Source organism: Pseudomonas sp. SC11 (assembly GCF_047039205.1).
Lineage (GTDB): Bacteria > Pseudomonadota > Gammaproteobacteria > Pseudomonadales > Pseudomonadaceae > Aquipseudomonas > Aquipseudomonas boreofloridensis.
Window position 1 is genome coordinate 286,032 of record NZ_CP178183.1, and the last position, 20,064, is coordinate 306,095.

General features: G+C 56.2%; 17 protein-coding genes and 1 pseudogene. 6 read left to right on the forward strand and 12 right to left on the reverse strand.

Going from position 1 to position 20,064, the window contains the following annotated elements; genetic code table 11:
* Positions 1-163 precede the first annotated feature (163 nt).
* Positions 164-664, forward strand: a complete 501-nt coding sequence (locus ACK2SD_RS01315; RefSeq protein ID WP_342650212.1) for a disulfide bond formation protein B — start codon at positions 164-166, stop codon at positions 662-664.
* Positions 665-884: 220 nt separating this feature from the next.
* Positions 885-1,355, forward strand: a complete 471-nt coding sequence (gene rsd / locus ACK2SD_RS01320) for a sigma D regulator (protein WP_295481254.1) — start codon at positions 885-887, stop codon at positions 1,353-1,355.
* Between the two features lies 1 nt (position 1,356).
* On the opposite strand, the gene ACK2SD_RS01325 is transcribed toward rsd, so the two are convergent.
* Positions 1,357-2,001, reverse strand: coding sequence for an FKBP-type peptidyl-prolyl cis-trans isomerase (locus tag ACK2SD_RS01325; protein ID WP_412462371.1), 645 nt, complete (start codon positions 1,999-2,001; stop codon positions 1,357-1,359).
* 246 nt (positions 2,002-2,247) lie between these two features.
* Between ACK2SD_RS01325 and ACK2SD_RS01330 the strand changes: the two genes are divergently transcribed.
* Positions 2,248-3,189, forward strand: coding sequence for an AlgP family protein (locus ACK2SD_RS01330; protein ID WP_412461160.1), 942 nt, complete (start codon positions 2,248-2,250; stop codon positions 3,187-3,189).
* On the opposite strand, the gene ACK2SD_RS01335 is transcribed toward ACK2SD_RS01330, so the two are convergent.
* Entirely contained in the window at positions 3,165-3,647 is a 483-nt protein-coding gene (locus ACK2SD_RS01335) for a TIGR02444 family protein (RefSeq protein ID WP_412461161.1), read from the reverse strand. The two genes, ACK2SD_RS01330 and ACK2SD_RS01335, sit on opposite strands and share 25 nt — an antisense overlap.
* A gap of 71 nt (positions 3,648-3,718) precedes the next feature.
* Between ACK2SD_RS01335 and ACK2SD_RS01340 the strand changes: the two genes are divergently transcribed.
* The 3 genes from ACK2SD_RS01340 to ACK2SD_RS01350 all read left to right on the forward strand — a co-directional run bounded on the left by ACK2SD_RS01340 (position 3,719) and on the right by ACK2SD_RS01350 (position 6,711).
* Positions 3,719-5,629 carry an ATP-binding cassette domain-containing protein gene (locus ACK2SD_RS01340; RefSeq protein WP_317872096.1) on the forward strand — a complete coding sequence of 637 codons (1,911 nt, stop codon included), beginning with the start codon at positions 3,719-3,721 and terminating at the stop codon, positions 5,627-5,629.
* Between the two features lie 100 nt (positions 5,630-5,729).
* Positions 5,730-6,362: a LysE family transporter gene (locus ACK2SD_RS01345; protein ID WP_295481251.1), complete on the forward strand. Its 633-nt coding sequence runs from the start codon at positions 5,730-5,732 to the stop codon at positions 6,360-6,362.
* A 106-nt stretch (positions 6,363-6,468) separates the two neighbouring features.
* Positions 6,469-6,711, forward strand: a complete 243-nt coding sequence (locus ACK2SD_RS01350; RefSeq protein ID WP_412461162.1) for a DUF2789 domain-containing protein — start codon at positions 6,469-6,471, stop codon at positions 6,709-6,711.
* A 4-nt stretch (positions 6,712-6,715) separates the two neighbouring features.
* Here the strand turns inward: ACK2SD_RS01350 and ACK2SD_RS01355 are convergent, their stop codons facing one another.
* The 10 genes and pseudogenes from ACK2SD_RS01355 to ACK2SD_RS01400 form a co-directional block, all read right to left on the reverse strand.
* Positions 6,716-7,153 carry a CBS domain-containing protein gene (locus ACK2SD_RS01355; RefSeq protein ID WP_412461163.1) on the reverse strand — a complete coding sequence of 146 codons (438 nt, stop codon included), beginning with the start codon at positions 7,151-7,153 and terminating at the stop codon, positions 6,716-6,718.
* A 154-nt stretch (positions 7,154-7,307) separates the two neighbouring features.
* A complete protein-coding gene (locus tag ACK2SD_RS01360; protein WP_412461164.1) occupies positions 7,308-9,038 on the reverse strand; it encodes a dipeptidase in 1,731 nt (576 codons plus the stop codon).
* A gap of 417 nt (positions 9,039-9,455) precedes the next feature.
* Entirely contained in the window at positions 9,456-10,193 is a 738-nt protein-coding gene (locus ACK2SD_RS01365; RefSeq protein WP_412461165.1) for an HNH endonuclease, read from the reverse strand.
* 373 nt (positions 10,194-10,566) lie between these two features.
* Entirely contained in the window at positions 10,567-12,345 is a 1,779-nt protein-coding gene (locus ACK2SD_RS01370; protein WP_412461166.1) for a restriction system-associated AAA family ATPase, read from the reverse strand.
* Entirely contained in the window at positions 12,342-13,910 is a 1,569-nt protein-coding gene (locus ACK2SD_RS01375) for a hypothetical protein (RefSeq protein ID WP_412461167.1), read from the reverse strand. The genes ACK2SD_RS01370 and ACK2SD_RS01375 overlap by 4 nt, the downstream gene beginning before the upstream one ends.
* A complete protein-coding gene (locus ACK2SD_RS01380; protein WP_412461168.1) occupies positions 13,907-15,622 on the reverse strand; it encodes a type I restriction-modification system subunit M in 1,716 nt (571 codons plus the stop codon). Before ACK2SD_RS01380 ends, ACK2SD_RS01375 begins: the two co-directional genes overlap by 4 nt.
* Positions 15,623-15,637: 15 nt before the next feature.
* Positions 15,638-18,436, reverse strand: coding sequence for a DEAD/DEAH box helicase family protein (locus tag ACK2SD_RS01385; RefSeq protein WP_412461169.1), 2,799 nt, complete (start codon positions 18,434-18,436; stop codon positions 15,638-15,640).
* 211 nt (positions 18,437-18,647) lie between these two features.
* Positions 18,648-18,965 carry a helix-turn-helix domain-containing protein gene (locus tag ACK2SD_RS01390; protein WP_412461170.1) on the reverse strand — a complete coding sequence of 106 codons (318 nt, stop codon included), beginning with the start codon at positions 18,963-18,965 and terminating at the stop codon, positions 18,648-18,650.
* Between the two features lie 238 nt (positions 18,966-19,203).
* The gene (locus ACK2SD_RS01395; protein ID WP_412461171.1) at positions 19,204-19,515 is read right to left on the reverse strand and encodes a transposase; all 312 of its coding nucleotides are present in this window, start codon (positions 19,513-19,515) and stop codon (positions 19,204-19,206) included.
* Positions 19,516-19,697: 182 nt separating this feature from the next.
* Positions 19,698-19,760, reverse strand: a pseudogene (locus tag ACK2SD_RS01400) (hypothetical protein); the annotation flags it as partial.
* Between the last annotated feature and the right edge of the window lie 304 nt (positions 19,761-20,064).

Genomic DNA, 20,064 nt, shown 5'->3' on the forward strand with positions numbered 1-20,064 from the left:
AGACGCTACTTCATTGTCGTTACGGCCTAGGATTCTTCCTACCGACATCAGAAATCTTTCCCTTCCAATGAACGACTTCTTCCCTCTGTAGCAACTTGAAACAGCGGTCCTCTTTCCTCTACCGTTTCAAACCACTCCGAACACCATGGGATTCGCATCGGTCATGTCGCAGGTTCGCTCGCGCCCTCTGTTCTTCTTAGGCTTGCTCGGCTCGGTGCTGGCCTTGGCGGCAGCGTTCGTCCTTGAGAACTGGCTGGGGTTGGTGCCGTGCCCGCTGTGCCTGAGCCAGCGCTTGCTGCTTGCGCTCTACGGCGTCATCTGTGTGTGCGCTGTCCTGCACGCACCGGGGCTCAAAGGTGCCCGCGCCTATGCGTCGATAGCAATGGTCGTGGCCACTCTCGGCCTGGCCTTGGCCGCCCGGCATGTCTGGTTACAGGGCGAGTGGCCGACCGTCTCGGCCGAACCGTTCGAGCATACCTTCCAGCGCTCCTGGGCGCAGGCGCTGGCGCGCTTGTTGGTTGGTAACTCCGAGTGCGTGTCGATCAGTTGGAGCTTCCTCGACCTCACCCTTCCAGAATGGAGCTTGCTGGCCTTCCTGGCGCTGGCGGCACTGCCCTGCTGGCATCTGTTGGCGTGGTGCCGACGCATGCCGGGCAAGGGTTGATCTGGGGCAAGCGCACGACCAGCGGCTTGGCCAAGGCTATCGAACGCTTGTATGAACTTAGTCCACTGCGTACCTTGATGGGCAGCACGTGCGGGAATAATCTGCCCTGCACACATACCTAAATCACACGGTTCGATGCCGTTGCGCTGATTTCACCGCTGTGTCGCCCGATCGAGGCGCCGGGTGCAGCTGCATCTGCCCAGCTAGGGAAGAGACTGCCATGCTCGATAGTTGCCAGAACGCCCAGGAACGGTGGGGCGGGGTCCACAAGCTGATCGACCGTTGGCTCAAGGAGCGTCACGAATTGGTGCAGGCGTTCTACGCCTTGCGTGACGCCAAGCCTGCCTTCGCCGACAAGGACAAGAATCGCGACTTCTGCGCGGCGCTGGTCGACTATGTATCGGCGTGGCACTTCGAGATCAGCGAGCAACTGGTCAGCGAAGCCAAGGCCTTTGGCGACACCCGCGGCCTTGAACTCGCCACCCAGATCAACCCGCGCATCGATGACAGCACTCAGATCGCCCTGGCGTTCAACGATCACTGCGAGAAAGGCGAGTGCACCGATCCGGAGCGATTCGCCGAGAAGCTGGGCAAGCTGGGCGGGCTGTTGCATGAGCGCTTCGAGCTGGAAGACTGCCTGATCGAAGTGCTGCACACCGCGCACAAGGTCGAGGGCGCGGTGCAGGCCTGACTCAGTCGCCCACCGCCAGCAGTTCGATCTCGAAGACCAGTGGGGTGTAAGGCGCGATCAGGTCGCCCGCCCCGTCGGCGCCGTAGGCCTGCGCCGAAGGGATCACTACTCGCCATTTGGCGCCGGTCTTCATCTGCGGTAGCGCCACCTGCCATCCCGCGATGACCGAGTCCAGGCTGAACCATTGCGGCTGCTGGCTCTGATCGAACACCGAGCCGTCCGGCAACTTCCCCACATAACGAACCTGCACCCTGCCGCCGGCCTTGGGCTGTGCGCCGCTGCCGCTGGCCAGTTCGCTGTACAAGATTCCCTCGGGCAACTCATGCACACCGGCGCGTCCGCGCTCGGTGGCCATGAAGCGCTTCTCGGCGGCCAGCAACTGGTCGGTGTGGGCCTGTGCGCCGGCCGCTGCCGCCTGTTCTTCATGCTGTTGCAGGATGGCTTGCATGCGTGACTTGTCGATACGCGGCGGTTGACCTTGATAGGCCTGGCGCAGCCCTTCGACCAAGGCGTCGAGTTGCAGGTCGGGCATTTCCTGGCGCAGGCGCTCGCCCAGGCTGGCGCCCAGGCTGTAGGCCAGGTCCTGGTCATTGGGCGGCGACGTGGGCGTGGCGGCGACGGCCGAGAAGGCCAGCGCGCTCAGCAGCAATATCGAAAGACGGTGCACGGGCGACTCCTGCGGCGTTGAAGGCGAAGTATGTCAGTCTTTCCCAGTGGCCGGGAGGCCGCCATTATCGAACAGTCACACGACGGCGGCAGACCGGCGCAGATGCAAGTTTCAAACTTTGCCCGAACATGCAACGCGTCGCCGAGAATACTGTCAACATGGCCTAGCGGCGTTAGCAGCAGAAGCATAGTATGAGCCGCACTCTCGTCAGCCAGGAGGTAAGCCATGTCGGCCAAGAAGAAGCCCGTTAGTACGCCGTTGCACCTGCTCCAGCAACTTTCCGGTAGCCTGCTCGAACATCTGGAAGAGGCTTGCTCGCAAGCGCTGGCGGATGCGGAGAAACTGCTCGCCAAGTTGGAAAAACAACGCGGTAAAGCGCAGGAGAAACTGCACAACGCCCGTCTGAAGTTGCAGGACGCTGCCCAGGCTGGCAAAGCCAAGGCGCAAGGCAAGGCCCAAGGCGCCATCGGTGAATTGGAAACGCTGCTCGATTCGCTGAAAGAGCGTCAGACGCAAACGCGCACCTATATTCAGCAACTCAAGCGCGATGCCCAGGACAGCCTGAAACTGGCGCAGGGCGTCGGTAAGGTCCGCGAGGCGGCCGGCAAGGCGCTGGATCAGCGTGCCGCCGCCAAACCCGCCGCCAAAGCAGCGTCCAAACCTGCCGCTAAGCCGGCTGGCAAGGCTGCAGCCAAGCCAGCAGCGAAGGCTCCCGCCACCAAGGCGGCCAAGGCACCTGCGGCCAAGCCTGCTGCGAAAACTCCGGTGAAGTCCGCTGCCGCCAAGCCGGCTGCTGCGAAAGCTCCGGCCAAAGCGACGCCCGCCAAAGCGACTCCAGCCAAAGCGACCGCGGCCAAGCCTGCTGCCGCCAAGCCTGCAGCGGCCAAAGCGCCGAGCAAAGCAGTTGCCGCCAAGTCCACCGCTGCGAAACCTGCTGCTGCCAAACCTGCCGCCGCCAAGGCTTCGACCGCCAAGCCTGCAACCGCGAAGCCTGCGGCCAAGCCAGCCGCTGCGCGCGTCGCTCGCAAACCGGCGGCGGCCAAGCCGGCAGCCAAGCCCGCTGCCGCCAAGCCAGCCGACACTGCCGCATCGTCGTCCAACTCGGCAACCCCTGCCGCGGCTCCTGTGGCCAACGGCAACGCTCAGTCGTCCTCTTCGGCCTCCTGAAGCGCAGCGGCCGCGGCGCGCAATTGATGCAGCGCGTCGTGGTCGTGGGTCGGCGCCGGCGCCAGCCGTAGCAGCCAATCATCGGCGTGTCCGTGTGGACTCGCCGACCACCCGCAGGTAATGCCCTGCAAGCGCTCCAGCACGGTGCGCTCAGCCTCCAGTTCCAACCTCTTCACCTGTTCGCGTAGCGCCGCCAACGCAGCGTCGTGCGCCGCCTGCCCGCGCCATGCCTGACGCAACGCCCGCAGCGGCGCCACCACGTCGCGTTGCCACGGCCCGCTGAGCGCCAGCAACGCCTCCACCCGCTGCGGCTCTGCCGCCACGCCCCGCGCTTGCAACCAGGTGGCGCACAGCAGCAGGCAGACATCGCCGCCCAGCGACTGCAAGGCAAGACAGGCGTGCTCGACGCCTGGCCGGGCATACAAGGCCCGCGCGTGATCCCATAGATCGGTGTGCATTGGTTCGACTCGCGTCAGTGATCGAGCGCCCTGTGTGGGCCACCCGGAAGCTGATAGACTCCGCGACCATCATGATCAGACTATCCAACCTCACTTTACAGCGTGGTCCGCAGCGCTTGCTAGAAGGCGCCGAGATGACCCTGCACACCGGTCACAAGGCCGGCCTCATCGGCGCCAACGGTGCTGGCAAATCCAGCCTGTTCGCTTTGCTGCGCGGCGAGCTGTCGCCGGACGCCGGCGACTGCCAGATCCCCGCCGACTGGCGCATCGCCCACATGCGTCAGGAAGTCGATACCCTCGACCGCCTGGCCGTGGACTACGTGCTCGATGGTGACCTGCGCCTGCGCAAGGTCCAGGCCGACCTGGCTGCCGCCGAGCACGCCCACGACGGCACCGCGCTGGCGCGCTTGCACAGTGAGCTGGACAGCGCCGACGGCTACACCGCCGACGCCCGTGCGCGCAAGCTGCTGGCCGGGCTGGGCTTCACCAGTGCGCAGATGGATCGCCGCGTCGGCGACTTCTCCGGTGGCTGGCGCATGCGCCTGAACCTGGCCCAGGCGCTGATGTGCCCCTCCGACCTGCTGCTGCTCGACGAGCCCACCAACCACCTGGACCTCGATGCCATCCTCTGGCTCGAAGACTGGCTCAAGGGCTATCCGGGCACGCTGCTGCTGATCTCCCACGACCGCGACTTCCTCGATGCCGTGGTCGACCACGTGCTGCACGTCGAGCAGCGCAAGTTGAACCTGTACAAAGGCGGCTACAGCGCTTTCGAACGCACCCGTGCCGAACGTCTGGCGCAGCAGCAACAGGCCTACGAGAAGCAGCAGGCGCAGCGCGCGCACATGGAAAAGTACATCGCCCGGTTCAAGGCCCAGGCCACCAAGGCACGTCAGGCGCAGAGCCGGATCAAGGCCCTGGAGCGCATGGAGGAACTGTCGGCGGCGCACGTCGATTCGCCATTCGATTTCGTCTTCCGCGAAGCGCAGAAAATCTCCAGTCCGCTGCTCGACCTGTCCGAAGGCCGGCTGGGCTATGGCGACAAGACCATCCTGGAGAAGGTCAAGCTGCAACTCACTCCCGGCGCGCGCATCGGCCTGCTGGGCCCCAACGGCGCGGGCAAGTCCACCCTGATCAAGAACCTGGCCGGCGAGCTGGAGCCGCTGGGCGGTCGCCTGGCACGCGGCGAGAACCTGGCAGTGGGCTACTTCGCCCAGCACCAGCTCGACTCGCTGGACGACAAGGCCAGCCCGCTGCTGCACCTGCAACGTCTGGCGCCGAGCGAGCGCGAGCAGACCTTGCGCGATTTTCTCGGCGGCTTCGATTTTCGCGGCGATCGCATCGACGAGCCGGTGCTCAACTTCTCCGGTGGCGAAAAAGCCCGGCTGGCCTTGGCGCTGATCGCCTGGGAGCGGCCGAACCTGCTGCTGCTCGACGAGCCGACCAACCACCTCGACCTGGAAATGCGCCTGGCGCTGACCATGGCCTTGCAGGAGTTCGCCGGTGCCGTGGTGGTGGTCTCCCACGACCGTCATCTGCTCAAGAGCACCACCGATGATTTCCTGCTGGTGGCCGACGGCAAGGTCCAGCCTTTCGACGGCGACCTGGACGACTACAGCCGCTGGTTGATCGACTATCGCCAGCGCACCGCGCCGGTCAGCAGCACCCCGGTCAACCCGGACAAGACCGACAAGAAGGCCCAGCGTCAGGCCGCCGCCGCGCTGCGTCAGCAACTGGCGCCGCACAAGAAAGCGGCCGACAAGCTGGAAACCGAACTGGGCCAGGTGCACACGCAACTGGCGCAGATCGAGACGGCCTTGGGCGATGCCGAACTTTACGAAGCGGCGCGCAAGGACGAGCTGCGCGAGTTGCTGGCGCGTCAGAGCAGCCTCAAGCAACGTGAAGGCGAGCTGGAAGAAGCGTGGATGATGGCGCTGGAAACCCTGGAGAGCATGCAGGCGGAGCTCGAAGCGCTGTCCTGAGCGGCGCTGCTGCGTGGGCATTCGCGCAAAAACCACTGGTGCTTTTTTGGCCAGGATCGTAGCTTAACGTTTTGCAACATTAGCGCGAGTGAGGTGTGCGATGTCGATGGAGACCTGGTTGGCGTTCTTCGCTGCGTGCTGGGTGATCAGCCTGTCGCCGGGCGCCGGGGCGATCGCCTCGATGTCCAGTGGGCTGCAATACGGTTTCTGGCGCGGCTACTGGAACGCGCTGGGCCTGCAACTGGGCTTGATCGTGCAGATCGCCATCATCGCCGCCGGGGTGGGCGCCATCCTCGCCGCCTCGGCCACCGCGTTCCAGGTGATCAAATGGTTCGGCGTCGCCTACCTGGTGTATCTGGCTTATCGCCAGTGGCGGGCGTTGCCGATGGACCTCACCGACCCCTCGGCGGTGCGCCCCATTGGCAAGCCGCTGAGCCTGGTGTTCCGGGGCTTCCTGGTCAACGTCAGCAACCCCAAGGCGCTGGTGTTCATGCTGGCGGTCCTGCCGCAGTTCATCGACCCGCACGCACCGTTGCTGCCCCAGTACCTGACCATCACCGTCACCATGATCAGCGTCGATTTGCTGGTAATGGCCGGTTATACCGGCCTGGCCTCGCGGGTGCTGCGCCTGATGCGCACGCCCCGGCAGCAGAAGCGCCTGAACCGCACCTTCGCCGGGCTGTTCATCGGCGCCGCGACCTTTCTCGCTACCCTGCGCCGCGCGCCTCTGTAGGCGGCGCGGCGTTTTTTCCAGCGGATAGGTGCATCGGATCGAGTCAGTGCGGCCTGCGAGCTGTCTAGAGGTAGGCACCCCTTAGACCTACCCGGAGGTACGCACCATGGACGCAACGACTCACGAGTTCTCGGAAATCTTCAAGCAGATGGGCCTGGACGACGATCCTGTCGAGATCGACCGCTTCATCACCACCCATTCCCCGCTGGACGACGACGTCAAACTGGTGGACGCGCCGTTCTGGAGCGACTCGCAGCGCGCCTTCCTCAAGGAAAACTACATCGCCGATTCCGACTGGATCGTCATGATCGACCAGCTCAACGAGGCGCTGCACAAGCCCAAGGCCTGAGGCCTCACTCGCCGCGGATGTACTGCTCCAGTTGCAGGATCAGGTTGGCCTGCTCGGCGATGGTTTCCTTGACCAGGTCACCGATCGACAGCAGGCCCAGCAACTTGCCGTTGTCCACCACCGGCAAGTGGCGCAGATGCCGGTTGGTCATCAGGTTCATGCAGTATTCGAGGTTGTGCTTGGGTTCCACGGTGACCACCGGCGCGCTCATGATCTCGCGCACGGGGGTGACCGCCGACGAGCGGCCTTTGAGCACCAGCTTGCGCGCATAATCGCGCTCGCTGACGATGCCCACCACCTGATCGTCTTCCACCACCGGCAGCGCCCCGATATTCACTTCCGCCAGGAGCTTGAGTGCGTCGAGCACCGAATCGTCAGGGCCGATGGTGTAGACGGTCTGATGCTGGGATTTGCTCTTGAGGATGTGTTCGACGTTCTTCATGGCGGCCTCGGCAGTGAAAAAAGCTGTCCTGGAAAGCCTCAAGCATCCAAGACCGCGCGTGGCCGGGCAATGCAGGAAACGGCATGGAGCCGATTGAAAAACGTCATTGGCGGGAAAAATCCGAGGGCTGGCAGGCAGCCCTCGGCAGGCGTCGCTAGAGCGTGGGCATCTGCCCGATGCGCGCGACCATTTCACTGACCACCTGCAGGTCGAGCATGAACTGCTCTACGGTCTTGAACTCGTTGTCGTTGTGACCGGTGTACTTCACGCCGGGCATGGCCAGACCGAACTGCACACCATTGGGTAGGTCATGCACCGAGGTGGCACCGGCGGAGGTGCCGAACTCATGGGGCAGACCGAGGTTCTGGCTGGCAACGTCGAGCAGCGCCTTCACCCACGCGCCTTCGGGGTTGCGGTACATCGGCTCGTCGAGGCTGTAGTCGAAGGCCACGGCGGTGTGGGTGTCGTTCGACCAGGCGCCGAGCTTGCTGCCCAGCTCGTCCTTGATTGTCTGGATCGACTTGCCCTTGGGAATGCGCAGGTTCACCGCCAGCTTCAGGCCCTTGTCGTCCACGCCAACGAACGTCGGCGAGGCGGTCAGCGGCCCCATGAAGTCGTCCTTGAAGCCGATGCCCAGCTTGCTGCCCAGGTAGTCCAGGCCCCAGTTGTCGGCGGCGTAGCGCGCAGCGTCGGTGAAGTGGTTGCGCTTGAGCGGCACGCGTTCGCCCAGGCCGTTGAGGAAGTCGAGCATGCGCGCCACCGGGTTGACCCCCGACTGCGGCGAGGAGGAGTGCGCAGACACGCCGGTCACGGTCAGGATCACGTGCTTGCCGGACACCACGCTGTCGATGCGGAAGTCCTTGCCGTGGGCTTTGCGATAATCGGTGCCGGCCTTTTTCAGGCGTCGGGCCAGGTCCACCGGGTGGTCGCCGACCAAGGTCGCCACCGAGGTGGTGGGAATCTGGTTGGTGGCCAGGCCGCCAGTGAGGTTGATCACTTCCGCGCCTTTGCCTTCGCCCGCGCGCTTGGCGAAGCTGGCCATCACCGTGCCGTAGCCTTTCTCGGCGATGACCACCGGATAGCCGCCGTCCAGGGCCAGGTTGTAGTCCGGCGTGGCGTTGTGGGCGAAGTAATAAGGAATCGCGTCGCCGGAGGTTTCTTCGGTGGTGTCGATCAGCAGCTTGAACTGGCGCGCCAGCGGCAGCTTCTCGTCCTTGGCCACTTTCAAAGCATAGAGCGCGACGACGATGCCGTTCTTGTCGTCCTCGGTGCCGCGCCCGTACATGCGATCGCCCACCAGGGTGACCTTGAACGGGTCCAGGCGAGTACCGTTTTCCAGCTTCCAGTTGTCCGGGTTCACCTGCACCACGTCGGCGTGGGCATGCAGGCCGACCACTTCCTTGCCTTCGCCGAGGGTGATTTCGTAGACGCGGTTGTCGACGTTGCGGAAGGCCAGGCCAAAGCCTTCGGCCAGCGCCTGGATCTTCGCGGCGATCTTGTGGAACTGCGGGTTGTCGTGCTGCGCCACGCCCTCGACCTGGAAGGTCGGAATCTCGACCAGCTCGCGCAGCGTCTCGGTGGCCGCCTTGCCGTACTTGATGCGGGTATAGAGGCCCAGCAGACGGTTGATCTCGTTTTGCTGCTCGGCATTCAGTGGCGTGCCGGCCTGATAGGCCTGGAGGGTCTGTTCGAGCCCATCGGTCTTGGCCAGCTCATGCGTGGCCAATTGGCCGATGAACTGCTTGAAGTCGGCCGGCTCGCTGCCGTCGTAGGCTTTGAGGATGGCGGCGGATTGTTGCGGGCTGAGATTGGCGTGGGCCGGCACGCTGAGCAAGGCAAGGCTGGCCAGCAGCAGGGAGGCGGCAGAGAACTTGGGCAAGGGCATGATCGAGCGCATTCCTTCGCGAAGGGTTTAAAGGGCAAGTGCAAAAGTAGGAACGTGCCCACGCTACCATCAATGGCGGTGGTGAGGGGAGGGGCGCGGGAGGGTGGCGCAGGAACGAAAAAGCCCCGGGAGATTCCCAGGGCTTTTGGAGATGGCGCACTCGGCGGGATTCGAACCCACGACCCCTGCCTTCGGAGTCCTAAAAGTCGGCGTTTGGAATCAGTACGTTAGCGGGGATTAGCTGGGAAATCAACGGGTTGTGTTAGCTGGGGTTAGCGGGATTTCGCCCCGGTTAGCGGAGCGAGTGTGGCAAATTTGTGGCAAACCAGTCTTTGGGCCGACGCTCATTCATCTAATGTTCGGACGAATGTCACTGGTAACAGGTATCAACGTCTGCTTTATCCGATTAGCTGCTGTCTAGGTGCCATTGACTTTGACTGGTTCATCAAACATCCCAACTGCCTTGCAAGCTTGTAAGAATCCGTGCTTCAGGAAGTTTTCATTGGCATATGGAAAATTGCTGGCATGGCAGGTTACTGCTTCCAAATAGGCTTCTGGTGTCCTGCCTTTTACGCCGGCTGTTTCGCTATGCCAGCGCTGTTCGGTCAATACCTCTTCGAGCCACGCCTTCGCACTAGGACTTAGAAACTTAGCACGGTATCGCTCCTCTATTCCGTATACATCTTTCCAGGTAGAAATTTCTTCGGTAAGCATTGGGGGGCTAAAGCTCAAGTCTATATCTGAGGGAACTAAATTTTTGATGTCGGCATGCAGCAGTTTAACTTCAAGTCCGATGCTATAGGGTATAGTTGAAAATGGGTAAAATGCCTTGCGACGACTCATTACGCCAGCGGGATCTTTAGGCGAGTATGCGGGGTTTTTGGTGCTTTTATAGCTGCTGTTGCAATGATGACAGGAAGGCGCTAGGTTTTTCAGGTTTATCGAGTTGAAGGGATAGATTGCTTTTGGTAAGTAGTGGTCGTAAGCCTCACGTTTAGTATGGTATTCAATAAATAAGTCGTTAATTCCGCAAAATGGACATTTGCCCTGACTGTTAACTTGGACAAAGGACTTGTAGTGCTCATCAATGTTGCCAACTTTTTGTTTGAGGGGGGCAGCATCAAAGTCATAAAGCCCGTAAAAAAATTTATGCATGTCAGCAGCGAGGGTCGGAAATTTCTTTTCCAGATCTGAGTATTTCGCAGCATAAATTCCAGCGTCATTATTGCATAGTTTTTCAACACTATTATTGCTTTTGTACCACCATTTTAGCCGTCGAATTTGTTTACTATTGAGACTACGGAAGTGTCCAAAGATACGCTCGACGCAACTATAAAAAAATCTGCATTCTTTTTATCTGAATAGTAAAAAATCTCCATTACTTCTCTTAGTTCAGAATTGGCATCGAATAACTCTAAACAAAAATTGTTGTTGCTTGGGGCATTACACCAGACATCAAAAAAAATATAGTCCACAAACTCCTGCATCTTATCCATTTGATGTGGGACATAAGTGTAGGGGAACAACATCAGCGTGATCCCTCTTCTGTTTTCGGTAGACTCCGGTCAATCATAGCTTTGACCAATAGGACTTTTTCAACTGAGTCACCTAGTTCACGATCCATCTCGGTAATTAGCTTTGTTACATCCTCACCGTGCTCAAAGCGCGTACGCCATTCCTCAAGCAGTACATGGGCGTGTCCGCCAATAGTTTCGCGCTTCCCGAAGGTCGTCATGGTGATCTTGTTGATTGACGCGCCTAGGGTATTGTATTCCGGGTGTTCAATATTTACGGTGCCAGTGTCCGAGCTCTTTTCAAAAATCAGTACATTTTCAGGTTTGCTGTCGGAAATTAGGAAAGGTGAGTGAGTTGTAATCAACATCTCCTGGCTAGTTCCTTCTTGCCCTGCCAAGCAACTGCGTAGACGGCTAATGAAGCTGGCCCGCCATGCGGGGTTAAAGTGAGTCTCTGGTTCATCTAGTAAAAACAGGCTATTCGTATTACGGAATAAAAGGCATAGGCCAAGGCTATGTAACAACTGGTGCTCACCATCCGATAGCTCCTTAAGCGTCATCGATTGCGATACACCGGATTTGGTGAATCGTACGAATTTAAAGCGCATAATGCGTTGGTCAGATGCAAGAGTGGGTACGGTTTCACTTACATAATGGCTTTTTGAACGATAAAGATCGGTTTTGAGGTCATCGCTTACTGCATAGAGATTAAGTATAAGTAGTACTTGGAAAGCCTGGAAAAGTTCCAAGGGTGAATTATCAAAATTATTACGAAATGCCTCTTTAGTAGCGTCATTTACCCAGTAATCAAGAATCAGAGTATCTTTCGCCTCATCCTGATAGCTTGCTGTAGCACAACGCTTTAGTTTGTCAATGATTGAAGATCTTTTGTCTCCCTCCAAAAGGTATATAAGATTTACAGTGTAGGAGCCAGATTCCGGATTTAATAATATTGCCGGATTGTCGGAAAAATACCCATCCTGCGTATATTCTGGTACTGCGTAGTCGCCTGAAGCTAAGTGCGCAGCTTGGTCCGCCGATACCTCTATGCTTCTTTTTATTATGATGCGGAACTCTTTTAATGCATCAATGCCTATATCTTCACGGAAGGGCTGCAAGGTGGCTTCATCCTGAAAAAGCAAGTTGCACAACAGAATAGCTTGACTGAAACCGTTATCAAGGTAGGCTAGTCGTGTTTCGGGACGTCCGGCATAGCTCAATTGCCGCGAAAGAGCGTCCCAGTACTCGTCAAATTGAACAAAACGTAGTTTAAAAAATGGCAGGCTGAGGATTTCATTCTCACCTGATGAGTAGCCAAGCACATATTGGGGTATTAGATTGTCGGCATAACTAGCTTCAAATGCTTCATAAGCATCCGAGTCGAATTCACCTTGGTTCTCCCAGTGAAGGCGAACCGATTCTCCTTGGCGTTTACTGACAGCTACTCTGGCCCACGCCAAACCGTTGGACCGGATATATTGCACTGGTGGACGGATCAAATAGTCCAGCTCAAATGCGACGGGTGAGAAATCCTCACCCGCGTTTTGCAATACTTCTGGTAAAAAGCTGCGGCGTACGCGTAACACTTCCAGTTGAAAAAAAATTGCTGCCAGCACTTCAAGCAGATTGGACTTGCCGCTGCCATTAGGACCAGCGCAAACGAATGGGGCAAACCCCTCAGAGTTGGCTAACTCGTTCTGCAACGTCCATTCATTACGGAAGTGATGCTCAAAGCCGCATGGTAAACTTCGAAATCCTTTTGGGTCGTTTATCTTAAGGCGTAGTAGCTTCATCTTGGTGGCACTCTAAGTTGAACGCTGTTTTCAGCTTCATCAAATTCCTGCGTAAGCGCGTCTAATGTGAGCGCTTTAAAGCACCACGTCTTAATATGCTCATAATCCTCCATATTTAATAGGAATTCGTTGTCTGGGTCTAATTCTCTCAAGCGAGTTTGCGCTGCAGTCATGAAGCGCTGTACTGAAAATGGTGCGACACTCAGTTGTGCTTGATAGGACTCTAGCCATAGTGTTATCAATGTCTCTCGGGCTTCGGCGCTTTCAAGAGCATCTGACATGTGTTCGGTATCGGGCAGATAGATAGCGACCTCATCGTCAGAGGAGGCAGGTGATCGTTCTAGCGTTTCCCCAACCTCTTTCTGAAGCTTTATGTCAGATAAGGGGACGTGCGACAAGTCTATCTCACCCTTAAATGCCTGTTGGCTCAGGGCGCCGAAGAGACTGTTGAGATTGGAGAGACTTCCCTTAGTATCTGCAATCAGACGTCCTATACTGCTAGCCACTTTTTCAAAATCATACTGCGCTTCTAGTGGGGGGCAGATAATATCGATCTGACAAAGTGTTTTTTGATTGATTTTATATGTGCCATTTGCTGTTCGAGCAGCTTTTTCAAGCTGGTTACGGATAAAGCTTGTTTGCCAGAGCGCTTCTAAAAATGGCTTTCGGACTGCCCCATCTTTAATTGTCAGGGCAATCACCGTATCCGGGAACATTATATCCACACGTTTTCCCGGGTAAAAGTGGCCTTTTCCGACTAGGTTAACGTTTCCATTACCTCGGCATACCAGAAAGTCTCTAGTGGTTGGTATATAATTTTTATCGAGTTTTGAGAAAGAGTCTTCTTTAAAAATCTCTCGAAATACATCCCCAGTAACTGCTGATAGGGTATAAACCCTTCCCTTGAATGTTCCACCCTTCGCCGGAGAAAGCCCATTTCTAGCATTCTCCACAATTCGTTCTAGCGGGAACTTGGCCCAACCTTTTTCATTCGGCACTGGGTCGCCAAATACGTTCAGGAAAACGCTTTTAAGCAGTGTGCCGAGTTGCTGTAGTTGCTCAGTGCGCTGGGTGATTAGTCCTTCCACTTTCTCTAGAAGGGTGGCGATTCGTATTTGATCGTCTACCGGAGGAAATGGAATCTCTAAACTGAGAAAGTCTGATTTTGTTAGGCTCCGCCTGCGCGCAACGGCACCCTGCATGCGAGAGGCGTAAATTCTTCGCGCAATTGGCGACCGTAGGTATTTTTCAAGGTAAGGAATGTGGCACTCTGCCTCATCTCTTAGTTTCCAGATGTCATACGCAGGGCTCACTATTCCAGCCGGATACTTAGTCTGAAACCCAAGCACACCTTCGTCTATTGGAAATCCGACCACAAGCTCGTTCATGTAAGCAATGCGGTAGTTTGAGGTGTCTGTGCTAGCGACTCGCTTTTTAAATTTATTAGCTTGATCGACTAGCCCACGTCTCATTGTGATCGAGAGAACGGGTAGGTTCTGATCGCCGGCGCGATGATTACCGGAATAATCAAATATTTCGCCAAGTGCCTTGGATGGCCACCTCATCCGATCATTTCCTTTAACTCAAGTAGCTGACGTACTATGCCGCTTTGTATTTTGGAGAGTTCCGGCGCCTTTATATCACCAACCTCAGCATTAATCAGCATCTCTAAAATTTCGCTCGGCTCGCCATAGTGTTCTTCTTTAAACACGTCGATTGTGTAGCGAGACATAGATAGATCATAGTTGTTCTTTTCTTCCGTGATCTCGTTAAGCGGAACCATGAAGTATTTCGATGTGCGGTCGGTGTCACTAGCGGCATTTCGAGCACGATACCTCGTTAGAAGGTCATGCAAGTCGCCGAGAGGGTTGCTTTGATCTTTTTGTCGCCTGTCGTCGAGGCTATATCCGTCGACTGCCATCTCGTAAAACCATACATGCTCTGTACCAGGCTTAGTGACTTTATCTTTCGGGTCCCAAACTTTTGTGAATAATAGAATGGCAGTACTCACTCCTGCATAAGGCTTAAATACACCGCTGGGCATGGAAATTACTGCTTTTAGGTCGCAACGCTCTACTAGTAACTGGCGTAGAGTTTTGAATGCTCCTCCAGAGCCGAAGAGCACACCTTGTGGGACGATTACACAGGCTGTACCGCCTTTTTTTAGCAAATGGTAGATTGTCTCGACGAATAACAGTTCGGTTTTGGTCGTGGCTAGGTGCAGGTTTTCGTTTATGTCGCCCTTATCAATGCTGCCGGTGAATGGCGGGTTAGCCATTACGATGTCGTATTCAGCATCCTGGTTGTAGCTCTTAGAAAGCGTATCTTTATAGTCGATATGAGGCTCATCAATGCCATGCATCATTAAGTTCATTAGTCCGAGGCGGACCATGGTGCTGTCGATATCGTAGCCCCAGAGCGACTCCTGCAAAACGGACTGGGCCTTTTCCGTGAGCGCAGCTGCAACTGAGGTGCGAACGAAACCGTCTTCATCAGTTGCAAGGTCCTCCGATCCCCCTTTGATGGCCAACTGAGTAACGATGTACTGGTATGCGCCTAGTAAGAAGCCGCCCGACCCGCACGCCGGGTCTGCGATCCTATGCCCTAATTGTGGCTGTACTAGATCAGCCATCAGCTTGATGATGTGTCGCGGGGTACGGAACTGGCCATTTTTTCCTGCAGTAGCGATTTCTGAGAGCAAATATTCGTAGACGTCGCCTTGAATATCCTGAAATGCTTGGCCTTTCTCCCGAGAGTCGCGCTCCATTACTTCGAAAATTTCGTCGATTGTTTTCACAGCCTCCACCAACAGCGCAGGCTTAGGGATGATGAAAACCGCATTCTTCATATGATGCGTGAAGTTGGACTCCGAGCCATTTAAATCCTTGAGGAAGGGAAATACCCGAAGCTGTACATGCTGCAGCATTTCCTCAGCCTGCATGTGCTTGAACTCACTCCATCTTAAGGAAGTCTTGGCAATACCATGCTCGCGTTGATCGTTTGCGATAATTTCAACCAGTTCCACTGGGCTCTCACGACCACTTCGCTTCGTTCTGTATTCCGGTGGTACCCAAAGGCCGTCGAACTTTGACGTGTATTTTTCACCTGTCCATTCTGCATCGGCCTGCTTTTTCTGATCCAACTCGTCCAATCGTTTCATGAACAGCAAGTAGGTGATCTGCTCAATGGCTGTAAGTGGATTGCTGATGCCACCACTCCAGAACTTGTTCCAGAGTTGGTCGATTTGACTTTTGAGCTCGGGGTTATTTTGTAGCATCGGACGGCCTGTTCTTTAGGCTGCTAACCGTTCGGTCAGCAGCAAAATTTCGTTGATTTCGGTGGGGCTGAATACCCCACGGATACCTTGCGGGTGAATTACTGTGAACGGGGCGCTGATCAAATCTCTCCTTTCAACCTTTTCACGCTCGACAATGAAGTTCTTCAATAAATTGAGGAACTCCAGTTGGCGGCTACTAAGCGTGGTGTGGGCGCGAATGAACTGATCAAACGCGGTGCTGACCTCGTCCGGGAAGCTTTTCAGCACTTCAATGCCCAAAATGTGACGGATGAACTGGATAAATCGGGCCTTGCGGTTTTTGTAGACCTGGCGCATCAGGTCTTCAGTAATATTCGGGTATTCTTCGTGCAGCAGCTCGGCTAGTTGGTTGGTCTCTTCTGCGCTAACGGCTTCGCCGTTTTTGATCTTTTGCAGCACAGGGTTGTGCTCAGTCAGCTCGCTAATCAAGGTCTCGACCATTTCGCGATAGCGGGTGATGCTCACGGCTTCATGCTGCGGGCCGAACTCTACCCACTCCTTTTTATACAACTCGTCAGCCAGTTCAAGATGCGTTTGCTCCTGGCCAATGCTTTGTTCGCGGAATTTCATCAGCGGGCCGAGCTTGGCCACCATGTCATCAAAGGCGTCTTCATCGGCATTAGCCCAGTAGTGGCTGGTTTGTGAGGCGCGGATCAGTACCTCTTCCTGTTTAACGAAGGTTACCGACAGTGGCAGTTCGCTAATCTGTTCAATAATGCCTGTCTTAATCGTGTCGGCTTGCTCTTTGGCTTCATTGAGAATGGCCAACGAGTATTCCAATATGTCGCGCTCGAACCGCATGGCTTTGAAGTCGGCCTCGGAGACCGCACGGAACAGCGGCTTGATTTTTGTGCGTAGGAACTCTAACCGGTCGTGGTTGAGGCTAATCCAAAAATCCCCCTCTTCTAGCCGCTCCAATGTAGTGGCTGCTTCTTTGATAACGACGGATGCTTGGGGTAGTGCAATAATCTGCAAACGGAGCTTGGCGATTTCGCGCGCGGCTGTTTCAGCATGATCGCAATTATTGGTTTTCTCGATTTTTTCGAGCCGCAAGCCAAACAGGCGGACAGGGAGTGGCAACCGTGACTTGAGTTCTTTGCCCTTGGGGTTGAGCTTGAAGTATTCGAAGTTGTCCCAGCAATCGAGAATCAGGAACACGTCTTTCTCTGGGCACCAGGGTTTGGGTTTGCTGGTTTCCAGCAAACGCGTACCTCGTCCCACCATTTGCCAGAACTTGGTATAGGAATACACCGGTTTGGCAAATACGAGGTTAACGATTTCGCGCACATCTATGCCCGTGTCGAGCATGTCCACGCTGAGTGCGATGCGAGGCATGTCGTTGTTAGTGAATTGGTCGAGCAGGCCGCCTTTGCCATAAACGCGCGGATCTTCCGACACTAGCACCTTGGCGAGCTCACCATGGTGATGGGGATAGAGCTTGTCGAAAATCTCTTCGATCCTTCGGGCATGTGCCTTGGTGGCACAGAAGAAGATAGTTTTCCCAGGCAGTACGCCGTTGGCGTCCTTGATAGCCTCTTCCATGAACTCACGAACGATGAGCGTGTTGGTGCCCTTGTTAATCACCTGCTTTTCGAGCTGTGAACCTTCAAAGTTGATTTCTTCAACCTCCTTGCCTTGCAAGATCAGATTTTTCTGATCTTCGAGCGAAATGGTGCGCTTACTGATGCCTTCCACTTGGAACTTGGTCTGTATCTTCATGACCTGGAAATTGCAGAGGTAAGGTGGCACGTTGTTAACGGCCTCCTCGAAGGTATAGGCAAATGTTGGGAGGCCGTCTTCGCAATGGAAAAGTTGGAAGGTGTTATGGTCGATATTGTCGGTTGGCGTGGCTGTTAACCCCAAGGTGATAGTTTTGAAGTAGCTAAGTACTTCACCGAAAGTATTGTAGATGGAGCGATGGCTCTCATCGACGACAATGAAATCAAAGAAGTGCGGCGATAGGAGCTGTGCATCGTCTCGAATAATGTTGAGCATCGTTGGGTAGGTTGCAACGTATACGCGGCGGTCTTTGGCGATTAGCTTTTCGCCCACGTTAGGCCACCGCGGCTCGTTGGGCATATGTTCTTTGAACGCCGACAGTGCTTGCTCACGTAGAGCGATACGGTCAACGAGGAATAACACCTTCTCAGCATGGCCAGCGCGCATCAGCGCATCGACCATGGCAATGCAGGTGCGGGTTTTGCCAGTGCCAGTAGCCATCACCAGTAGGAAGTTGCGTTTTTTTTGTTCTATGCCGTCGAGCACCGATCGAATCGCACGGATTTGGTAATCACGCCCGGCGATCGAGGTGTTGATAAACTTTTGTGTCAGGGGTTTGCGGTTGCGGCGGATATAGGCGAAGCGCTCAAGATCGTCCCGCGTGGGAAAACCGACCACCTTCCGCGGCGGCGCGCTCCCTAAATCCCAGAAGTAGGTTTCGTGGCCGTTGGTGTAGAAGCAGAACGGCAGCTCACCACCTAACTGCTGCTGGATGTTGTGGCAATACTGCTTGGCTTGTTCGCGGCCTATGGCAGCATCCCGACTGGTTTTTTTTGCCTCGATGACAGCCAGGGGTTTGCGGTCTTTACCAAGCAAGACGTAATCGCTGAACTGATGGCGTTCGTATGGGGAACGCACTTCGGCTACGCCTTCGGGCAACGCGGTCAAAATGTCGAACTCTTCGATGACCTGCGTAGGGTCTTTGACGTTCCAACCGGACAAGGCGAGCTGCTGGTCGATCAGGCCGGCACGAGTCTGTGCTTCGGATATCGACATGCCTACCATCCTCCTGGGAGGTAAAAGGACTTCTGACCTGTAATACTTGCGGCTACATTTTGTTCATTCGCTTTGGGGAGGCTATTGAGTGCCACGGAACTCTTGACCAGTACTTCCCACTCAGCCGTTTTGCACAGTACGGAGTGCAGCAATTTCTTATTTAGCATTTGCCCATCCTGGCTCATAGATAGACTTCCCTCATCCGCGACCTTCAATCCAGCACGACCAAAAAATCGGTCGCCAAGGCTGTCGGCTGGACATCCCGGACGTTGCGTTGCAACGAAACCAAACCGTAGTCCGCCATTAAGCGAAGGGTGCGCGACAGATTCGGCACCTTTCGACCGCTGAGTACTGCTAGCTCCGTAAGGGATTTGGGCTGCTTTTCATGGATCAGTCGCAGCAAGCGCCGGTTGTCGTCCGACAGTACGGCGGCCAAGGAGGCTAGAGAAGGGAACCAGATGCTCGGTGTCTCTTTTAGCTTTGGTAGCGAACCCTCGGGGTGTCGGATACCGACGATGCAGCTCTCCATGGCCCATAGCTCCTAATAATGACCTAATCGCCAATTGTATCCGTGCCTGATAATCATCGTCGATCAATGGCGCTCCTTTGCCGTAATTGGCCAGGATGACCCGGCCATCGGCCCGAGCCAGGCCGATGCTCTTGATCGTCTTCCCTACCATTTGCGCCAAGCTGGCGAAGATATGTTCGACCCTCGCTCTGGGGCTGGCGATAGGTCGATTGCGCGCCTTGTCGCGTTCGCTAATCGGCTACCCGGCTTGACCTTTGCGCTGGATGTGGGGTCGCCAAGCGATCTGCTTGAGCCAACGCTCGCGGGGCTTGTCGTGATAACCCCGATCGGCCCATAAATCGCGGCTGCTATCGTCTCGATCCAGTACCTTTACCAAATGCAAGGTATCGGCCACGCTGGCGTCACTCACCTCGACCTGACGGATCAGCTTATGCCGCCGATCCACACTGACCGAGAGCTTGTAGCCGAGGTACGCTTTGCCATGCTTTGTCGTCCAGCGTGCCTGGGCATCCTTTTGCCGGCGCTTGGCCGGCGACCATTCGGTCGGCACCCTACCGGCCTTGACCTGGGCCTGCTCCTCGGTGCTGCTGTGCTGGGTCGGGGCCAGACGATGCTGGCGTCGATGATCTGCCCCTCGCGCGCGCTGAACCCGTGCAACTGAAGTTGGGGTTGCACTTCGTCGAAAATCAGCTCCTCGACCTTGGCCTGCACCAAGCGCTCACGGAAGTTCCAGATCGTATTGCGATCCGGTACGCCGGACGAGTTCTTCAGGCCAGCAAAACGCTGGAAGCTCATGCGATCAAGCAGTTAAAACTCCATCTGCTCGTCGGACAGGTGCTGAAGCACCAGCAGGCGAGTCATTAGCTCGGTGGAATACGGCGGCCTGCCGCCTTTAGCACAGCTCGGGCGCGGAACCTATCGGTCAATCTCGGTGGCCAAGGTTAGTCGACATGCTTGTTCAGCAAGGCCAGCGGATCACCCAGGCTATCGAGTTTTGCTTCGCGTTCTTGGTCGGCAAACAGGCTGAGCATGGGAGAAATCCTGGCGGTCAAGGGCTCGCAATCCTACCTGACGGCAGGATTTTTAGAAGTGCCCTGAA